Source organism: Enterococcus sp. AZ009 (assembly GCF_050548785.1).
GTDB classification, from domain to species: domain Bacteria; phylum Bacillota; class Bacilli; order Lactobacillales; family Enterococcaceae; genus Enterococcus_D; species Enterococcus_D entomosocium.
The window spans coordinates 2,238,309-2,256,527 of record NZ_CP172960.1 but is presented as its reverse complement, the minus strand read 5'-3'; the positions used below and the strand labels follow the sequence as shown (position 1 = coordinate 2,256,527).

19 protein-coding genes are annotated in these 18,219 nt (G+C 42.5%); 15 read left to right on the top strand and 4 right to left on the bottom strand.

All coding sequences use genetic code 11. The features are described from left to right. Nucleotides 1-137: 137 nt before the first annotated feature. Entirely contained in the window at nucleotides 138-608 is a 471-nt protein-coding gene (locus IGJ74_RS10870; RefSeq protein ID WP_005235460.1) for a glutathione peroxidase, read from the bottom strand. A 153-nt stretch (nucleotides 609-761) separates the two neighbouring features. Further along, nucleotides 762-2,147: an MATE family efflux transporter gene (locus tag IGJ74_RS10865; RefSeq protein ID WP_008378420.1), complete on the bottom strand. Its 1,386-nt coding sequence runs from the start codon at nucleotides 2,145-2,147 to the stop codon at nucleotides 762-764. A gap of 185 nt (nucleotides 2,148-2,332) precedes the next feature. Here IGJ74_RS10865 and trxB point away from each other — a divergent pair, with 185 nt between their 5' ends. From trxB to thrB, 6 genes are all read left to right on the top strand, one after another. Next, nucleotides 2,333-3,265, top strand: coding sequence for a thioredoxin-disulfide reductase (gene trxB, locus IGJ74_RS10860; protein WP_218192965.1), 933 nt, complete (start codon nucleotides 2,333-2,335; stop codon nucleotides 3,263-3,265). 147 nt (nucleotides 3,266-3,412) lie between these two features. Continuing rightward, nucleotides 3,413-5,140: a phospho-sugar mutase gene (locus IGJ74_RS10855; RefSeq protein WP_016620427.1), complete on the top strand. Its 1,728-nt coding sequence runs from the start codon at nucleotides 3,413-3,415 to the stop codon at nucleotides 5,138-5,140. 247 nt (nucleotides 5,141-5,387) lie between these two features. Next, entirely contained in the window at nucleotides 5,388-5,681 is a 294-nt protein-coding gene (locus IGJ74_RS10850) for an ArsR/SmtB family transcription factor (protein WP_005235473.1), read from the top strand. A 116-nt stretch (nucleotides 5,682-5,797) separates the two neighbouring features. Next, the gene (locus IGJ74_RS10845; protein ID WP_061054254.1) at nucleotides 5,798-7,048 is read left to right on the top strand and encodes a homoserine dehydrogenase; all 1,251 of its coding nucleotides are present in this window, start codon (nucleotides 5,798-5,800) and stop codon (nucleotides 7,046-7,048) included. 2 nt (nucleotides 7,049-7,050) lie between these two features. After that, the gene (gene thrC / locus IGJ74_RS10840; protein ID WP_005235476.1) at nucleotides 7,051-8,109 is read left to right on the top strand and encodes a threonine synthase; all 1,059 of its coding nucleotides are present in this window, start codon (nucleotides 7,051-7,053) and stop codon (nucleotides 8,107-8,109) included. Continuing rightward, the gene (gene thrB, locus IGJ74_RS10835; RefSeq protein WP_005235477.1) at nucleotides 8,106-8,975 is read left to right on the top strand and encodes a homoserine kinase; all 870 of its coding nucleotides are present in this window, start codon (nucleotides 8,106-8,108) and stop codon (nucleotides 8,973-8,975) included. The genes thrC and thrB overlap by 4 nt, the downstream gene beginning before the upstream one ends. A gap of 79 nt (nucleotides 8,976-9,054) precedes the next feature. On the opposite strand, the gene IGJ74_RS10830 is transcribed toward thrB, so the two are convergent. Beyond that, complete coding sequence (locus tag IGJ74_RS10830) at nucleotides 9,055-9,942, bottom strand: pyruvate, water dikinase regulatory protein (protein ID WP_008378409.1); 888 nt, start codon at nucleotides 9,940-9,942, stop codon at nucleotides 9,055-9,057. Between the two features lie 95 nt (nucleotides 9,943-10,037). Between IGJ74_RS10830 and IGJ74_RS10825 the strand changes: the two genes are divergently transcribed. The 9 genes from IGJ74_RS10825 (at nucleotide 10,038) to recO (ending at nucleotide 17,309) form a co-directional block, all read left to right on the top strand. Then, entirely contained in the window at nucleotides 10,038-10,469 is a 432-nt protein-coding gene (locus tag IGJ74_RS10825) for a Fur family transcriptional regulator (RefSeq protein ID WP_008378408.1), read from the top strand. Nucleotides 10,470-10,629: 160 nt separating this feature from the next. After that, on the top strand, nucleotides 10,630-10,806 hold the full coding sequence (gene rpsU / locus IGJ74_RS10820; protein ID WP_002356740.1) for a 30S ribosomal protein S21: 177 nt from the start codon (nucleotides 10,630-10,632) through the stop codon (nucleotides 10,804-10,806). 33 nt (nucleotides 10,807-10,839) lie between these two features. Next, a complete protein-coding gene (locus IGJ74_RS10815; RefSeq protein WP_005235483.1) occupies nucleotides 10,840-11,289 on the top strand; it encodes a GatB/YqeY domain-containing protein in 450 nt (149 codons plus the stop codon). 186 nt (nucleotides 11,290-11,475) lie between these two features. Further along, the gene (locus IGJ74_RS10810; protein WP_016612213.1) at nucleotides 11,476-12,435 is read left to right on the top strand and encodes a PhoH family protein; all 960 of its coding nucleotides are present in this window, start codon (nucleotides 11,476-11,478) and stop codon (nucleotides 12,433-12,435) included. Nucleotides 12,436-12,456: 21 nt separating this feature from the next. Further along, nucleotides 12,457-14,658, top strand: coding sequence for an HD family phosphohydrolase (locus IGJ74_RS10805; protein ID WP_016612212.1), 2,202 nt, complete (start codon nucleotides 12,457-12,459; stop codon nucleotides 14,656-14,658). Next, the gene (gene ybeY / locus IGJ74_RS10800; protein ID WP_005235488.1) at nucleotides 14,658-15,134 is read left to right on the top strand and encodes an rRNA maturation RNase YbeY; all 477 of its coding nucleotides are present in this window, start codon (nucleotides 14,658-14,660) and stop codon (nucleotides 15,132-15,134) included. Before IGJ74_RS10805 ends, ybeY begins: the two co-directional genes overlap by 1 nt. Next, a complete protein-coding gene (locus IGJ74_RS10795) occupies nucleotides 15,118-15,507 on the top strand; it encodes a diacylglycerol kinase family protein (protein ID WP_005235490.1) in 390 nt (129 codons plus the stop codon). Before ybeY ends, IGJ74_RS10795 begins: the two co-directional genes overlap by 17 nt. 35 nt (nucleotides 15,508-15,542) lie before the next feature. Continuing rightward, nucleotides 15,543-16,442 (top strand): GTPase Era, encoded by a 900-nt coding sequence (era, locus tag IGJ74_RS10790; protein ID WP_008378264.1) that lies wholly within the window; start codon nucleotides 15,543-15,545, stop codon nucleotides 16,440-16,442. A 93-nt stretch (nucleotides 16,443-16,535) separates the two neighbouring features. Then, nucleotides 16,536-17,309 (top strand): DNA repair protein RecO, encoded by a 774-nt coding sequence (gene recO / locus IGJ74_RS10785; RefSeq protein WP_005235491.1) that lies wholly within the window; start codon nucleotides 16,536-16,538, stop codon nucleotides 17,307-17,309. Here recO and IGJ74_RS10780 read toward each other — a convergent pair. Beyond that, a complete protein-coding gene (locus IGJ74_RS10780; protein ID WP_005235493.1) occupies nucleotides 17,303-18,109 on the bottom strand; it encodes an AraC family transcriptional regulator in 807 nt (268 codons plus the stop codon). The genes recO and IGJ74_RS10780 overlap by 7 nt on opposite strands. Nucleotides 18,110-18,219 lie beyond the last annotated feature (110 nt).

Genomic DNA, 18,219 nt, shown 5'->3' with positions numbered 1-18,219 from the left:
CTTTAAGAAGAAATAGACATTCAGATATTTTGACAAGCGCCAATGTGATTGTTGTATAATGTTTATGTTGTAGCAATCACAAAAAGGTGACCTTAAGGATGACATGTTTTGTCCTCAAAATCGCCTTTCTCTGTTTTTTAAAGAACTTTTTCAATTTCTGGAATCATTTTTTGAGGATTTGTCTGGGGAGCGAAACGCTCAACGACTTTACCTTGGCGATCCACCAAGAATTTCGTGAAATTCCATTTAATGGCTTTTCCTAGCGTGCCAGGTGCTTCTTCTTCCAAATAGCGAAACAAGGGATCCGCGTCTTTTCCATTGATCACTGTTAACTTGTGCATCGGAAAGTCGACACCATAGGTGGTTCGGCAAGCGGCTGCGGCTTCTTCGGCTGACCCGACTTCTTGTTTGAACTGATCAGAAGGAAACCCTAAAACGACCAATCCTTGGTCTTTATAAGTTTCATAAAGACCTTGTAATTCTTTGAACTGCGGGCTCAAACCACACTTCGTAGCTGTATTGACGATCACTAGCGGTTGACCTTCGTATTTTGCTAGCGAATAAGTTTCGCCATTTTCCAATGTTGCTTGGTAGTCATAGATTGACATAGCAAACGCTCCTTTTAATGTAAATCGTAGTCGATAGCTTCTGAGACAAGTATAGAGCAAAGTCTTCAAAAAAACCAAGCAAACTTCTTGGCGCATTTTATTTTTTATGGAAAACAAAAAAGTCCAGCAGTCACCGAGACCGCTGGACTTTAATTATGCTTCTGGCAATACTTCGGGTTCTGTTTCTTGTGGATGAACGACAGATTTAGTTTTCCATACACCGGAGTGCCAACGATAAATCATTAAGACGCTGCGCAATGCTTCGTCAATGGCATAAGCGATCCAAACGCCGATCAAGCCGAATTTAAAGACGATCGCCAGTGAATAGGAAAACGGTAAGCTGATGACCCATAGAACAACTAGACTACAGATCAATGGGAACTTCACATCGCCACTTGCATTTAAGGAACCCACAAGGATCATATTGACTGCACGCGCCGTTTCTAAAACGATCTCTACCAAAAAGACACCTTTGGCAATCTCGATCACTTCCGCGTTGGTGGTAAAGATTCCCATGATTGGCTCAATAAACAAGTAAGTCAATAAACAGATCGTTACCGAGGCAATGATCCCGATCACCATCGTGCGCATGCCTCGCTGATGCGCGCGATCGTATTCTCCAGCACCGACATTGCGGCCAATCATGATTTGATTCCCTTGACTCAATGCGGAGGCAATCAAATAAACAAATTGGGTGATAGCTGTTACGTAAGATTTTGCAATCAAGACGCTGGCACCAAGTTGAGCCACGATCATCGTCACTACGACTTGCGCTCCTTGATAGGAAAGAGACTCGCCAGAAGAAGGCAATCCGTAAGTCAAAATGTTTTTCATCACACCCCAAGAGACATTCGAGAAACGGGCAGATAAAACAGAAAAATTCACATGCTTCTTCAGCAACATTGCGGCAATTATTAAACCAATCGAATTACCAAAGACGCTAGAAAATGCCAATCCGGTCACACCAAAATTCGGTAAACCAAAGGGGCTATATAAGACAAAGTAATTCCCAATGACGGCTAGGATACTAGCAAACATCGGCACCAATAACGCAGGTTTTGTGAAACTGTGGCTACGCATGACAGCAATTATGACCGCCGTGATCGATGAAAGGAACAGACTTCCCCCATACACTTGTAAGTACCCATGACCTAAAGCAACTAATTCAGCATCCAATCCCATGAAACGAAGGAGATAGGTTGAGCCGAAAAGGAACATTAAGCTGATCAAAATCCCGATGAACAATGAGCCAAAAAGAGCGGTATTGATGACTTTCGGTATCTGGTCGCGTTTTTTCGCACCAATCAATTGTGCGATAATGATCTGAGTACCCACGGTGATGAAACCGTAAATAAAGACCGTTAAATTCAATAGTTGATTGGCAGCACTGACGGCCGCTACTGCTGGCTCGGAGTAATGAGAAATCATCCAAACGTTGACATTCCCAATAACGACCCGCAAAAATAGCTCAACAAAAATCGGCCAGCTGAGGAAAAGCAGTTCACGGTCTGATTTTCCTAAAAGTTTTTTCTTATTCAATTGTAAGGACTCCTTATTTTCTATATAATAGACGTATCGTGAAAATTTTACAAAAATTGAAAAGAAAGTCAATGTAATTTTCAAAAGTAAAAGCAGGAATATCTTATTATTTTTTGTAAGCAGATGAGTTGAAAGAATTTGCTTTTGAAAGTAAAGTATGGGTAGTCCAAATTGGAGGGAAATATATGTATGATGTAATTATCATCGGCTCAGGCCCTGCGGGGATGACAGCAGCGCTTTATGCGTCAAGATCGAATTTATCAGTACTAATGATTGAACGAGGCGCACCTGGCGGTCAAATGAACAATACGGCTGAAGTTGAAAACTACCCAGGATACGAATCAATCCTAGGCCCTGAATTAGCATTTAAAATGTATGAAGGTGCCATTAAATTTGGTGTTGAAAATGCCTATGGGATTGTTCAGAGCATCACGGATCAAGGTGAATTCAAAGAAGTTGCCACCGAAGACAAAACTTATCAAGGGAAAACAATCATCATTGCCACAGGATGCGTACATAGAAAGTTAGGCGTCAAAGGCGAAGAAGAATTCGCGGGACGCGGTGTTTCATACTGTGCGGTTTGTGACGGTGCCTTTTTCCGTAACAAACGCTTGATTGTTGTTGGCGGAGGCGACTCGGCAGTCGAAGAAGCTATCTACTTAACACAATTTGCTTCCGAAGTAACGATCGTTCACCGTCGTGACGAATTACGAGCACAAAAAATCATTCAAGACCGCGCATTTGCCAACGAGAAAATCTCTTTTATTTGGGATTCTGTTGTTGAAGAAATCAAAGGCAATGAGATGGTCGTGACTGGCGTGCAAATCAGAAACGTAAAAACGGATGAAGTGACAGAAGAAGCTGCTGGCGGTGTCTTTATCTATGTTGGTTTAGATCCGTTGACAGAACCATTCAAAGCCAGCGGTATCACGAATGATGCTGGCTGGATTTTAACCAATGAGCAGATGGAAACTTCAATTCCTGGTGTTTACGCGGTTGGCGATGTTCGTGAAAAAGGCTTGCGTCAAATCACGACGGCAGTCGGCGATGGCAGTATTGCTGGTCAACAAGTGTTTGATTTTATTGAAACACAAAAGGATGCTCAATTAACGAAATAGTTTAATGGAATCAGCTGTTATTTTTAAAGTGTCAATCACTTTTGATAGCAGCTGTTTTTATTTTTCGTTTGGTTATTCTTTGAGAAATCTGTAAGTAGTGTTATACTAATTTTAGAGCATTTTAACGGAAAAAGGAGAGGTTATTTTATGGCATGGGAACAAACATTTAATCAATGGAAAAACAGTGAACACTTAGATCCACAATTAAAAGAACAATTGACCGCATTAGAAGCAGATCCTGCGATGTTAGAAGACGCTTTTTATATGCCTTTGGAATTTGGGACTGCCGGTATGCGAGGAATTTTAGGACCTGGTATCAATCGGATGAACATTTATACGATTCGTCAAGCAACCGAAGGATTGGCTCGCTTTATGGATACACAAGATCCTGAAACAAGACGTCGTGGCGTAGCGATCGCCTATGATTCCCGTCATTTTTCACCTGAGTTCGCGATGGAAGCGGCAAAAACATTGGCAAAACACGATATTCCAGCCTTCGTCTTTGAAAGCTTACGTCCGACGCCAGAATTATCTTTTGCTGTGCGTTACTTAAAAACCTTTACTGGAATCATGATCACAGCTTCTCACAATCCAGCCGAATACAATGGCTACAAAGTATATGGGGAAGATGGTGGACAAATGCCACCAGCAGATGCGGATGCATTGACAAAATTCGTTCGGGAAATTGAAAATCCGTTAGAGATCCCTGTATTAAGTGAAGAAGAAGCCAAAAACAGCGGCTTGATCTCTATTATTGGCGAAGAAATCGATACTGCCTATCTGAAAGAGATCAAAGAAGTCACGATCGATCAAGAATTGATCGATACGGTGGGCAAAGATTTGAAACTTGTCTATACACCACTTCACGGAACAGGGCGGATGCTTGGGGAGAAAGCGTTGAAACAAGCTGGTTTCCAACAATTCATTATTGAACCTTCTCAAGCGGTTGCTGATCCAAATTTCAGTACAGTAAAATCACCGAATCCAGAAGAGCACTCTGCCTTTGAATATGCGATTGCTTTAGGAGAAAAAGAAGGTGCTGACCTGTTGATCGCAACAGATCCAGATGCCGATCGCTTAGGAGCTGCAGTAAGAATGCCAGATGGCAACTACCAAGTGTTGACAGGTAATCAGTTAGGCGCATTGATGATCCGTTACATTTTAGAAGCCCATAAAACAGCTGGGACATTGCCAGAAAATGCAGCAGTCTTAAAATCGATCGTTTCTAGTGAATTGCCAACAGCGATCGCTAAATCCTACGATGTGGATATGATCAATGTATTGACCGGCTTTAAATTTATTGCCGAAAAAATCCAACAATTTGAAAAAGACCATTCTCAAACCTTTATGTTTGGCTTTGAAGAAAGCTATGGCTACTTAGTAAAACCATTCGTACGGGACAAGGACGCGATCCAAGCGCTCGTTTTATTAGCAGAAGTGGCTGCTTTTTACAAACAATCAAACAAAACATTGTATGACGGTCTGCAAGATATTTTTGAAGAGTACGGTTATTATGCAGAAAAAACGATTTCTGTAACGATGAGCGGCATGGAAGGGGCAACTAAGATTGCTGCCTTGATGAAGACTTTCCGTGAAAAAGCACCTTCTGTCTTCGCAGGAACCCCTGTCGTACAAACAGAAGACTTTAAACTTTTGACTCGTGTGGGCTTAGATGGTCACCAACAAAAAATGACCACACCGCCTTCTGATGTTTTGAAATACACCTTGGAAGATGAAAGCTGGATTGCGGTTCGTCCTTCTGGGACCGAACCGAAAATCAAGTTTTATATTGGTGTAAAAGGCGAAACGGCAGAAGCAGCAGAACAAAAAATTGCTGATCTGCAAGCAGCGATTGAAGAAATCACAGGTGAATAAAGTCATCTGCTGCCTTCATAATCAAAAAATTGCAATTTGACTGAATGATCCGAGTGGTAGAAAAAGAAGCATTTGTTTCCCTCAACGAACAGTTGTTGAGGGACCTAAGCTTCTAAAGGGAATTTTCTGACACTTGGATCTATTCTTGTCTTTTATTTAATTACTTCTCCTTGTTTGGCGGCCGCTGATTGACAAGCCGTCTATCAAGGGCTAAAATGCAAAAGGAAATAAGAGAGGATGTGGCGCGATGACTCCGCCTAAATTAGAGGAAATTCAGCAAGTAACGCAGATTTTTAAGATGCTTAGTGATCCGACCAGATTAAAAATTTTGTTGTCCCTTCAAGAGGGTGAACGCAATGTCACTTCAATCGCGGAACAAGTACATATGGAACAATCAGCAGTCTCTCATCAGTTGAAACTATTGAAAGATAATCGGATCGTAAAGTCGGAAAGACAAGGAAAAACCATCCTTTATAGTCTTGATGACAAACATGTTGTGGATATTTTGCAAAAAACATTCGAACATATCCATCACCGTTAAAACTAGGGCGAGAATTTCTCAAAAGTCCTAGTTTTTTCTTATTGTTTTTGGTATGCTAGTGGAAATATTAAAATTAGATGAACGGTTTTTAATAACGTTTTCAGTTAGGGGGCATTATGGGTAAGCAATTGAACATTGGATTATTAGGAATGGGTGTTGTCGGCAGCGGGGTATGCCAAGTGCTGGCAGAGCAAAAAGAAGCCATTCTAGCACGCACAGGAGTCAGTGTACAAATCACGAAAGCATTAGCTTCGCCTTATGAGGATAAGTCTGCGTTAGCAGCTAAGTATGGGTTTGCTTTGACGAATGAGGCAAATGAGTTGTTTGAAGATGAGACCATCGACGTAATTGTGGAATTGATCGGGAAGATCGATCCGGCAAAAGCGTTTATTTCAGCTGCTTTAGAAAATAAAAAGCATGTTGTGACGGCAAATAAAGATCTGATTGCCACCCATGGACCTGAACTGCTGGCAATTGCTGAAAAAGCCGGTGTTTCTCTTTATTATGAAGCCAGTGTGGGGGGAGGAATTCCGATTTTGCGCACATTGAGCACCCACTATCTACCTGATACGATCACAGGGATTTTTGGCATCGTCAATGGGACGACCAATTATATGCTGACGAAAATGACGGAAGATGGCATGACCTATGAAGATGCGTTGTCACAAGCTCAAGTAAAAGGTTTTGCCGAATCAGATCCTTCCAATGATGTTGACGGTATCGATGCGGCTTATAAAATGGTGATCCTGACCAAATTTGCTTTTGGGAAAACAATCGACGTTGCTGATGTTGCAACAAAAGGTATTCGCGGATTAGCTGTAGAAGATATTAAGCAGGCACAAGCTTTTGGCTATGAAGTGAAATTGATTGGCGCAGCTCAAAAGACTGATGACGGTTCCCTTACTGTATCGGTTGGGCCGGTGTTAGTGCCAAAAAACCACGCCTTGGCGACGATCCAAAATGAGTTCAATGGTATTTTTATCAAAAGCGACGGAATTGATCAGTCGATGGTTTATGGACCAGGGGCTGGATCGCGTCCGACAGCCACTAGTGTGGTTGCCGATTTGACGGTATTGGCTAAAAACAAAACATTCGGGATCGTTGAACCTTTTTTAACCTTTGAAAAAGAAACAGCATTGGCTTCGGTACAAGAAGTTCCTGTGCAACACTATGTTTCCTTTTCAAGTAAAGACCTTAATGCAGCTTCTTTCCCAGAATGGTTTGAATCAAAGCACACAGCATTTGATGAAGCAAGCCAACGAATAGCTGGAATCACGAAGCCAATCAGTGAAAAGGACCTAACAGTAGCACTCAAGGCATACGCGAATACGCAAAACGTGCAAATAATGAAAGTGATGGAGGAATAAACATGTATCAAGGATTATTGCATCAATACAAGGAATATCTCCCAGTTAATGAAAATACCCCAGCATTGTCGCTGGCTGAAGGAAATACACCTCTGATTCCATTACCAAGTCTTTCAAATGAATTAGGGATCCAATTGTATGGAAAATACGAAGGCCTGAATCCGACAGGCTCATTTAAAGACCGCGGCATGGTGATGGCGGTGGCAAAAGCGGTGGAAGAAGGCGCGAAAGCGATCGTTTGTGCCTCGACAGGAAATACTAGTGCAGCCGCAGCCGCTTATGCGACCAGAGCAGGAATCAAAGCTTATGTCGTCATTCCAGAAGGCAAGATCGCTATGGGGAAACTGGCGCAAGCGATCGTTTATGGAGCGGACATCATTTCGATTCCAGGAAACTTTGATGAAGCGTTAAAAGCAGTCCGGGATATTGCGAAAACAGAAGCTGTGGCATTAGTGAACTCTGTCAATCCTTATCGTTTAGAAGGACAAAAAACAGCTGCCTTTGAAGTATGCGAACAGCTAGGACAGGCGCCTGATGTTCTTGCAATTCCAGTTGGTAATGCTGGGAATATCTCGGCTTATTGGAAAGGATTCAAAGAATGGCATGAGAAAAAAGGCACCACGTTGCCAAGAATGCATGGGTTTGAAGCTGAAGGTGCTGCTGCGATCGTCCGTGGGGAAGTCATCGAACAGCCAGAAACGATCGCTACAGCGATTCGGATCGGCAATCCAGCCAGCTGGCAGTTGGCAGAAGCCGCTCGTGATGAATCAAATGGACACATCGATGCAGTAACCGATGAGGAAATTTTGAATGCTTACCGTAAAATTGCTGCGCAAGATGGTGTGTTTATTGAACCAGGCTCAGCTGCATCGCTGGCTGGTGTCATCCAGCACGTGAAAGCAGGGAAAATCAAACCAGGTGAGACTGTCGTTGCCGTCTTTACTGGAAATGGTCTGAAGGATCCTGATACAGCTATCAAAGCGACAGAAGTAACCATCAATAAGATGAGTGATTTAGAAGAAATGCGCCAGCATCTTCGTGAAGGAGTTGCCAAGTTATGAAGATCCGCGTTCCTGCAACCAGTGCGAATTTAGGGCCTGGTTTTGATTCCTGCGGGATTGCCCTGTCAAAGTATTTGTTCATCGAAGTTTTAAAAGAAAACGATACATGGGAGATCATCCATGAGCTAGGCTCAGAGATCCCAAACGATGAAACTAACTTACTTTTGCGTGTGGCACTAAAATTAGCACCAGACATGAAACCCCTGAAGATCCGTATGAGTTCGGATATTCCTTTGGCACGAGGCTTAGGCAGTAGTTCCTCGGTGATCGTCGCTGGTATTGAACTAGCCAACCGAATGGCACACATGAATCTGAGTGCAGCACAAAAGCTTGAGATCGCAACTGCCATTGAAGGGCATCCTGACAATGTTGGACCAGCGATCTATGGAGATTTTGCAGTTGCTGCTTATGACCATCAGCACAAGCATACGTATTTAGTAAAGCATCATTTTCCAGAGTGCGAGATCATTGCCTATATTCCTCATGAAGAACTTTTGACTGAAGAAAGTCGTCAAGTCTTGCCGCAAACACTTTCTCACGAGCAAGCAGTTGAGGCCAGTGCGATCGCCAACGTGATGATCGCAGCGGTCATCAATGGCAATCTGCCTCTTGCAGGGAAATTGATGCAGCAGGATCGCTTTCATGAAGCCTATCGGGAAAAGCTTGTGCCACACTTGTCGACCATTCGCCAGATTTGCGAAGAAGAAGGCGGCTATGGCTGTTTCTTAAGCGGCGCTGGACCAACGGTCTTAGCGATCGTCCCAGAGGAACGGGCAGAACGAATCTCAAAACTTCTACATGCCTTGGAGAGCAATGCGTATATCGAACAATTACAAATCGATCGTGAAGGGCTGCAAGTTTTTTAAAACACTTTGAAATGATAGATATCCTAAAAAAGATGAGCAGACGGCAGTCTGTTCATCTTTTTTTATTGCTTTATCGTTGTCAGTCTTTTGTCTCTGAAGTGTAATAGCTATGGTCTTCTAAGTTTAATGCATTTAAAATCATTGAGGCGGTTTCTTCGATGGAAAGGGAAGCGACATTGATCACGACACAACCTAATTTCTCATAAAGATCATTAGCAAACGTCAGCTCTGCTTTGATTTTTTCAATATCGGAATATGCAGAGTCAGGGTTCAGGCCATAAGAACGCATCCGTTCTTTGCGGATACTGTTTAACACATTCGGATCATTTGTTAACCCGACGATTTTTTTCGGATCGATTTCCCAGAGCTGTTTCGGGATGTGGGCTTGTGGAACCAAAGGCAAATTAGCGACTTTTAAGTTTTTGTTCGCTAAAAATAGACTCAACGGTGTTTTTGAGGTTCGAGAAACCCCTAGTAACACGACATCTGCTTCCAAGAAGCCACGAGGGTCTTTTCCGTCATCGTACATGACCGCAAATTCCATGGCTTTGATGCGTTTGAAATAATTTTCGTTCAGGTGGTGCAAAGCCCCTGGCTCTCGCGAAGGTGCTACTCCAGTGCGGCGTGCCACTTCACTGACAGGCGGTGTTAATACGTCGAAATGATAGAGATCCGCTTCTTCACAAAAATGATTCGTCAAATCCACGAGTTCTTCTTTGATCAAAGTGTGAAGAATAATGGCATTGTGTTTCTTAGCATCTGATAATGCTTTGATCAAGTGCTCTTTCGTGTGGATAAACGTGCGTCTAAAAAGGTTAAATTCGACGCTGGGGTACTGTGCCATTGTCGCTTGGGCAAGCTTCGATGCTGTTTCACCGGCAGAGTCCGACAAAACGAACATCGTCACTGCAGCACTGGTTTGCAATTTTTCTTGCAAGTCTAGTTGTTCTGGTTCATTTGGCTTCATAAGAAAAATCCTCTCTTGCTTTTTTATTGATTTCATTATACCATACTTAAGATTGATAGAATCGGAATGATTTTGATTTATCAGGAGGGTCTACGATGAAAAATCAAACGCTCATAGAGCATGCCATGACAACGTTGAAAGAAAATGGCTTTAAAAATACGAAAAAAAGAGAAGCGATCATTACCTATTTAGTGAAACGCAATCGCTATTTACCGGCAAAAGAAATTCACGAATACATGTCGGAAAAGTACCCTGGCTTGAGTTATGATACGATCTACCGGAATTTGCACGATTTTTCTGAGATCGGTATTTTAGAAGAAACAGAACTGAACGGTGAGATGAAGTTTCGCTATAACTGTTGTGCAGAATTAGAAGACCATCATCACCATCACTTTATTTGCACGGTTTGTGGCAAAACAAAAGAACTGCATATTTGCCCAATGGACTTCTTTCAAGAACAGCTTCCCGGTTGTTTGATCGAGGGTCATCGCTTCGAGATTTTGGGTCGTTGTGAAGAATGTCAATGAAAACCCAAACAAACTTGACAGTATCGAAGACTTTTTTAACAGAATGCCTTGACACTTTTTCAGGGGTTAGCTATAATTTTTAAAGGACAGTCGTGTTTTTTGGGATTTTATTTCAATAACAACTACGGTTACTTTTTAAGCTCGGAGGGAGGGAATTTACATGTCAAAAACAGTCGTTCGCAAAAACGAATCACTTGACGATGCTCTTCGTCGCTTCAAACGTTCCGTGTCAAAAGCGGGTACTTTACAGGAATCTCGTAAACGTGAATTTTACGAAAAACCTAGCGTAAAGCGTAAGAAAAAATCTGAAGCAGCTAGAAAACGCAAAAAATTCTAATTTTCTACTGTTTTGAGAATTGGAGCTGGTAGTGTGACACTACTAAGTACACTGAATGATGACATGAAGACAGCGATGAAAGCCAAAGACAAGGAAACCTTGCAGGTGATCCGCATGTTGAAAGCATCAATTCAAAATGAGCAGATCAAAAAAGGTTCTGACTTGAATGAAGAAGAAGAGTTGACCGTTTTATCTCGTGAGATGAAGCAACGTCGGGACTCTTTACATGAGTTTGAGAAAGCTGACCGAAATGATCTAGCTGAGAAAGTCAAAGTTGAAATTGCAGTTGTTGAAAAATATTTGCCAGCACAACTTGATGAAGCGGAAATCCGCCAAATCGTTGCTGGAGCGATTGAAAAGACTGGTGCTTCTTCTTCCAAAGAATTTGGAAAAGTGATGGGTGCTGTAATGCCGCAAGTCAAAGGCAAAGCAGACGGCAATCAAGTCAATGCGATCGTTAAAGAATTATTGGATCAAATGTAAGCTCACGCCGCGAGTATGGATGACATGCTCGCGGCTTTTTTTCTGATTTCAAAAACTTAAAAAAAGCATAAGGACAAAAAGGAAACTACCCTTGGACTTTATAAGTAATTTTTCTTTTTTGCATCTTATGTTATTATTAATAAGAACGCCAAAAAAGGAGCTGTAACATATTTGACAGACAAAACTATGACGATCGAGATAACACTTAGTGAGAACGATGACGTTCGTTTACTCTTAGGTGCTCACGATAAGAACATTAAAATCATTGAAGACTCGACGGGGACGGTCATTCACACTCGTGGGGAGCTGATCCAAATCGTCGGCGAAGCGGAAGCTACAGAAAAAGCACAATCCGTGATCCGAGCGTTGCAAGAGTTGATCAAACGAGGCATCAATATCAGTACTCCTGATGTGATCACAGCTTTGAACATGGTAAACAAAGGCAGTCTTGATTATTTCAAAGATATGTATGAAGAAGAAATCATCAAGGACCGTAATGGGAAACCGATTCGGGCAAAAAATGCCGGTCAAAAGAAATATATCGAAGCTGTCCGTAAACATGATGTGGTCTTTGGGGTCGGACCAGCCGGAACCGGAAAAACCTTTCTGGCCGTCGTAATGGCGATCGCTGCTTTAAAGAAAGGTCAAGTGCAAAAGATTATTTTGACACGGCCCGCGGTTGAAGCAGGAGAGAACCTTGGCTTTCTGCCAGGCGATTTGAAAGAAAAAGTCGATCCTTACTTACGCCCCGTTTATGATGCGTTGTATCAAATTTTTGGGATGGATCATACGAACCGTCTGATGGAACGAGGCGTCATTGAGATCGCACCATTGGCATATATGCGTGGACGTACGCTAGAAGATGCCTTTGTCATTTTAGATGAAGCGCAAAATACGACGATCGCTCAAATGAAAATGTTTCTGACGCGTTTAGGATTCAACTCCAAAATGATCGTCAATGGCGATACGAGTCAGATCGACTTGCCAAAAGGGACTTTAAGCGGTTTGATCCATGCGGAGCGAACGTTGCAGGAGATCCCTAAAATTGCTTTTGCTAATTTTGAAGCAGGAGATGTGGTGCGGCACCCAGTTGTGGCCGATATCATTCGAGCTTATGAAGAAGCAGATCTTAAAGACAAGCGCTGATCGTCTTTCAGGAGGAGAACTATGATCATTCAACCACTACGGAAACTTAGAGAAAGACTCGGGAAGTTTTATTTACCAGTTTTGATGTTTCTCTTCTTTCTTTTTTCGATTGGTATCATGTACACCAGTGTCAAACAGAATAATGTCGATTATAGTGAAGGCCAGGTGGCGGAAGAAAACATTCGTGCCAATAAAACGATCGAAAACACTACTGCAACGGAACAAAAACGCAAATTGGCAGCAGAAGCGGTTCCGCCAGAGTACACCTATCAGGATACTCTAGCGCAGACACAGCACGATCGCATCGACCACCTTTTTGACTTAGTTGATTCAGTCAAAAAATCAACGGATGAGACACATGCAAAAGAAGTTGCTGAGGCGGATGAGGATGAAAATATCCCTAAACCGAGTACGGATGAATACATTGCAGCCTTAAAAAAAGAGTTTGAAAAAATGAGTGATGATGAACTCGATTTCTATCAGTCATTGACGAATAATTTTTTGTCGACATTGTTTTCATTAAGTACCGATGAATTGAATACGGTACGAACCTATGCGTTGCAGCTAGTAGACGAGCAAATGGCCAAACAGATCCGTCAAACAGAACTCAGTACTTTCCGCTCAGAGGCGGAAGACAAGATCCAATTTCTAGATGTTACTTCGGATATGGCGTCCGTTTTACGCTTCATTGTCAATCAAGGAATCGTCGTCAATGATATTCCCAATGAAAAGCGGACGGAAGAAGCGAGACAAACCGCCATGGATGCTGTTCCACCGGTAATGATCTATCAAGGGGAGATCATTGTTCGTGAAGGATCACAGATCGATGCCAACGCATTGGAAAAGCTGCAGCTTTTAGGAATGACCAATCAGACCTTCTCAGTTTTTCCATTAATCGCCTTAGTTTTAGCGACCTGCTTACAAATGCTTATGCTGTTTTATTATACAAGACAGACAAAAGATGTTGAAAAGCGAATGAACGCCGTCACTTTTTATATTTTGGCGATGGCATTCAGTATCTTGATCATGAAATTTTTCCAACTGTTCCAATCAGAATTAGTGACCTTTATTCCGCTCTTTTTCCCAGCAGCCTTTACACCGCTGATTCTAAGCATTTTCTCCAGCAGACGTTTAGGGATATTAGCCGCGATTTTCCAAGTGGTCAGTGCACTCTTCATTTACTTTGATTCCAGTGGGACCAACTTGTTGACGACTGTTTTAGTGACCTACCTTTTCTCTGGTTTAATGGGGACGATGATCAAACGAGCACGTATTGCCAGTCAAGGGAAAATCGCAGTCATGTGGGTGATCGTTTTCCCATTACTCTTAAGCATCATGCTGGTCATTTTCCAAGGAATGGATTTGGCCCGCGGCAACACATGGACAACGCTCGTCTGCGGATTGGCCGGCTCGCTTCTTAGCTATTTGCTGACGATGGGGCTGCATCCATATATCGAATTATTGGTAACGGATGAAAGTATGATCGTGTTGAATGAATTGAGTAACCCGAACCACCCGTTATTGAAGCAGTTGCTGGAAGAAGCACCAGGGACCTATCATCACAGTATGATGGTTGCTAATCTTAGCGCCAATGCTGTCGCCGAGATCGGTGGGCAAAGCTTACTGACCCGCGTGGCTTGTTATTACCATGATATTGGCAAAGTCAAACATGCCAATTTCTTCGTAGAAAATTTACCTGCTGGTGCCGAAAACCCGCATAATTTTTTGCTGCCGGAAGACAGCAAACAAATCATCTTCGGACACGTGATCGACGGAGCGGAAATTCTCGAAGAAGCCAAAATGCCGCGGATGGTGATCGATATTTGCCGTCAACACCATGGCACAACTCTGATGCGTTATTTCTATGTAAAAGCTCAAGAGCGTAATCCCGAGGTGACGGAAGAAGATTTCCGTTATCCTGGACCAAAACCGCAGACACGAGAAGCGGGTGTCGTGAGTATCGCTGACAGTTGTGAAGCAGCTGTTCGAGCGATGGAAAATCCGACCAATCAAAAAATTCAAGAATTTGTTGCGAATCTCATCAATGATCGGATCTTAGACGGTCAATTAGATGAAACGGGACTAACGTTGAAAGAAATCCGGATGATTGAAAAATCACTGGTCAACGGACTATGCAGTACCTTCCATTCACGGATCAAATACCCAAAAATGAAATCGGAAGCAGAGAAAATGAAAGAAGAACAAGAAAGAAGAGAGCGCTAATGGAGATTACCTTTTTAGATGAGACAAATTCAGTGGGGGAAACGAAGATCAAAGAGATCGAAGGACTTCTGCAATTTGCTGCAGGACATTTAGACCTTCCAGCGGATACGGAAATGTCCGTCACGTTTATGGACAATGCAGCCATCCAAGAAATCAATCGGGAGTATCGCGGCAAAGATATGCCGACAGATGTCATCAGTTTTGCCTTCGAAGAAGAAACGGCGGAGGAGATGCCGATTATTTTTGACGAAGCCCTTGAAGAGATGCCTCGTGATCTAGGAGACATTATGATCTCCATTGAACGGGCAAAGGAACAAGCTGCTGAATATGGGCATACCTATGATCGGGAACTTGGTTTCTTGGCGCTGCATGGTTTCTTGCATATCAACGGCTATGATCATATGACACCAGAAGATGAAAAGGAAATGTTTGGATTGCAAAAGGAAATACTGGATGCCTATGGACTCAAAAGATAAGAATATTGGGAAAAATAAACAGTTTATCTCGTCAATCGAATTTGCTTTCACCGGTATAAAAACCGTCTTTAAAGAGGAACGTAATATGCGTAAACATGTTGGGTTAGGCATCGTTGCGATCGTTGCAGGCTTTATTTTCCGTTTGAATCAAATGGAATGGCTTTGGCTGCTGTTAGCCGTTTTCTTGGTCTGGATCGTGGAGATCATCAATACAGTCTTTGAGAATGTCGTTGACATGTTTACGGACTTTCATTTCCATCCAATCGGGAAAAAAATCAAAGATATGGCAGCTGGTGCTGTGCTGATGACCGCAGTTTTTGCATTAGTGGTCGCAGCGATCATCTTCTTGCCAAAATTACTGCAGCTCTTCTGATACGCACTAAAACCACAAGATAAAGGGGAACAACAATGACAACACACAAATCAGGCTTCGTTGCGATCGTCGGACGGCCAAATGTTGGGAAATCCACACTACTAAATCGAGTTGTAGGACAAAAAATCGCGATCATGAGTGACAAGGCGCAAACGACTCGTAATAAAATCCAAGGGGTCTATACGACAGATGACGCACAGCTCATCTTTATCGATACACCAGGGATCCATAAACCCAAACACCGTCTGGGCGATTTTATGGTGGAAACCGCCTATAGCGCACTTCGTGAAGTTGACGTGACACTATTTATGATCAGTGCCGATCAAAAGCGCGGCAAGGGTGATGATTTTATCATCGAACGGTTGCGTCAAAGCCAGACGCCGGTTTTCCTAGTGATCAATAAAATTGATAAAGTCCATCCGGATGCTTTATTGGCAATCATTGAAGATTACTCCTCACAAATGGACTTTGCCGAGATCGTACCGATTTCTGCAACGGAAGGCAATAATTTCGAAACGCTAATGAAACTATTGGTCGATGAAATGCCTGAAGGTCCTCAGTATTTCCCAGAAGATCAAATCACTGACCATCCGGAATACTTTATCGTTTCCGAGCTGGTACGGGAAAAAGTCTTGCTGCTGACCAGAGATGAAGTGCCTCACTCGGTAGCGGTCGTCGTTGACTCCATGAAACGAGATCATAATGATAAGGTGCATATTCAAGCGACGATCATTGTCGAACGTGACAGCCAAAAAGGCATTATCATCGGTAAAGGCGGTAAAATGCTGAAGCAGATCGGGACGAAAGCCCGTCTAGATATTGAACACTTACTAGATGACAAAGTCTTCTTGGAATTATGGGTGAAAGTTCAAAAAGATTGGCGCGACAAGCAAACCTTCTTAACGGATTACGGCTATCGTAAAGATGAGTATTAAGGAAAGGCAGATCCATCACGGTCTGCTTTAAAGAGGAAAAACTGATGCAGTTAGCGAACTGGATCAGTTTTTTTCAAGAAATGAGGTGCGACGATGAATCTTGTTGAAACAAAAGGAATTTTGCTTTTTTCAAAGGACCATAAAGAAAAAGACAAGCTAGTCAAAATCTTTACGGAATCTGCCGGGAAGCAAATGTTTTATGTCAAGGGTGCTCATCGGAAAAATAACCCCTTGGCACCAGCGTTGCTCTCCTATACTGAAGCCACCTACATGGGAACCATCAAAACGGAAGGCTTGTCCTTTTTAAACAATGCCAAAGACATCCATCCTTTTCGTACGATCCAAAGTGATATTTTTATTGCTGGTTATGCGACCTACTTGTTGAATTTGGCTGATTCTGCTATCGATGATCGGGTCTATGACCCACATCTATACCAATTTTTACATGAGGCATTGCACTTAATGGATCAAGGGAACGACGCAGAGATCATCACCAATATCTTTGAGATCCAGATTTTGCACCGTTTCGGGATCACTCCGAATTGGACCCATTGTGCCATCTGCGGAAAAACCGACGGTCGGTTTGACTATTCCTCAAAGTATAGCGGTATTTTATGCGAACAACACTGGGGGATGGACGAACGTCGCTATCATGCGGATTCTCGTGCGATCCATTTTATTCGCTTATTTTCGCAAATATCCTACGAGCAGATTGCTTCGATCAAATTAAAGCCAGAAACGAAAGCAGCGATTCGACAAGTGATCGATCTATTGTATGATGAATATGTGGGCATTCATTTAAAAAGTAAGAAGTTTATCGATCAGATGGGGCAATGGCAAGACGTCTTAAAACCGAAAAATCAATGATAGAGTTGGCGAAACTTCAATGGAGTTAAGCCGACTCTTTTTTTGAATAATGCGGTAAAGTGACTCGCATCCTGAAACCCTACAGCAAAAGCGGCTTGCTGAATGGGCAGATCCGGCTGTGCCACCAAAAGCTCTTTGGCACGGGTCATGCGATAGTTTAATAAGTATTGGGCGGTGGATTGTCCTAAAAAACGCTGGAACAACCGAGAGAGATATTGAGGCGAAACATAGACTAAACCAGCCAAGTTTTTGATCGTGATCGCCTGATCATAATTGGTTTCGATTTCTTGTATAACAGGGACCAGATATTGTTGAAACAAGGGGTGTTTTTCGGTTGGATTCCCAGAGCGCTCTTGCATGATCGCCAGCAAAAAACGATAACACTCACTAGAAGCCCGTAACGGATCCCAGCTGATTTTTGGGTCTTCTTTAATGCGTTGTTTGATCCAAGTCATATAGGAAAAAGTTTTAGACTCTTCAACTAAAAGATAAGGTTGACTTGTAAATTGTTTTAATATCTCAGCTGCCAAAGGTCCTTGAAAGGTAGCGAAGGAGGTTTTCCAATCTGATAAGGGATAGTAGCGATGAGGAGTGAAAGGGAAAATCAAGATGCCTTCACTGGGACGTAAAATAAAGGATTCTTGACCAAAGGTGACGCGACCTTCTCCTTGTTCTGTCTGCAGCCAATGAAAGTAAGGGTAGCCATCGAGACGAACAACGTCATCTTGTGGCCAATCGTTTCCGATACTTTCAAGCGACAAAGGCAACTGCTGGTTTGTTTGATAAAAATAAATAGGCATGTTCAACCTCCATGTTTCGAAAAGTTATAAAATAGTGTTTCATGTATTATACTACAACAAAATGAAAAGCCTTACAATAAGAGAGTAGAAATCATTTTATTTTAAAGGAG

Bases quoted from the DNA above. Each gene is read 5' to 3' on its own strand.
- IGJ74_RS10870 (WP_005235460.1), bottom strand. From the start codon at position 608: ATGTCAATCTATGACTACCAAGCAACATTGGAAAATGGCGAAACTTAT.
- trxB (WP_218192965.1), top strand. From the start codon at position 2,333: ATGTATGATGTAATTATCATCGGCTCAGGCCCTGCGGGGATGACAGCA.
- IGJ74_RS10855 (WP_016620427.1), top strand. From the start codon at position 3,413: ATGGCATGGGAACAAACATTTAATCAATGGAAAAACAGTGAACACTTA.
- IGJ74_RS10850 (WP_005235473.1), top strand. From the start codon at position 5,388: ATGACTCCGCCTAAATTAGAGGAAATTCAGCAAGTAACGCAGATTTTT.
- IGJ74_RS10845 (WP_061054254.1), top strand. From the start codon at position 5,798: ATGGGTAAGCAATTGAACATTGGATTATTAGGAATGGGTGTTGTCGGC.
- thrC (WP_005235476.1), top strand. From the start codon at position 7,051: ATGTATCAAGGATTATTGCATCAATACAAGGAATATCTCCCAGTTAAT.
- thrB (WP_005235477.1), top strand. From the start codon at position 8,106: ATGAAGATCCGCGTTCCTGCAACCAGTGCGAATTTAGGGCCTGGTTTT.
- IGJ74_RS10830 (WP_008378409.1), bottom strand. From the start codon at position 9,942: ATGAAGCCAAATGAACCAGAACAACTAGACTTGCAAGAAAAATTGCAA.
- IGJ74_RS10825 (WP_008378408.1), top strand. From the start codon at position 10,038: ATGAAAAATCAAACGCTCATAGAGCATGCCATGACAACGTTGAAAGAA.
- rpsU (WP_002356740.1), top strand. From the start codon at position 10,630: ATGTCAAAAACAGTCGTTCGCAAAAACGAATCACTTGACGATGCTCTT.
- IGJ74_RS10810 (WP_016612213.1), top strand. From the start codon at position 11,476: ATGACGATCGAGATAACACTTAGTGAGAACGATGACGTTCGTTTACTC.
- IGJ74_RS10805 (WP_016612212.1), top strand. From the start codon at position 12,457: ATGATCATTCAACCACTACGGAAACTTAGAGAAAGACTCGGGAAGTTT.
- ybeY (WP_005235488.1), top strand. From the start codon at position 14,658: ATGGAGATTACCTTTTTAGATGAGACAAATTCAGTGGGGGAAACGAAG.
- IGJ74_RS10795 (WP_005235490.1), top strand. From the start codon at position 15,118: ATGGACTCAAAAGATAAGAATATTGGGAAAAATAAACAGTTTATCTCG.
- era (WP_008378264.1), top strand. From the start codon at position 15,543: ATGACAACACACAAATCAGGCTTCGTTGCGATCGTCGGACGGCCAAAT.
- recO (WP_005235491.1), top strand. From the start codon at position 16,536: ATGAATCTTGTTGAAACAAAAGGAATTTTGCTTTTTTCAAAGGACCAT.
- IGJ74_RS10780 (WP_005235493.1), bottom strand. From the start codon at position 18,109: ATGCCTATTTATTTTTATCAAACAAACCAGCAGTTGCCTTTGTCGCTT.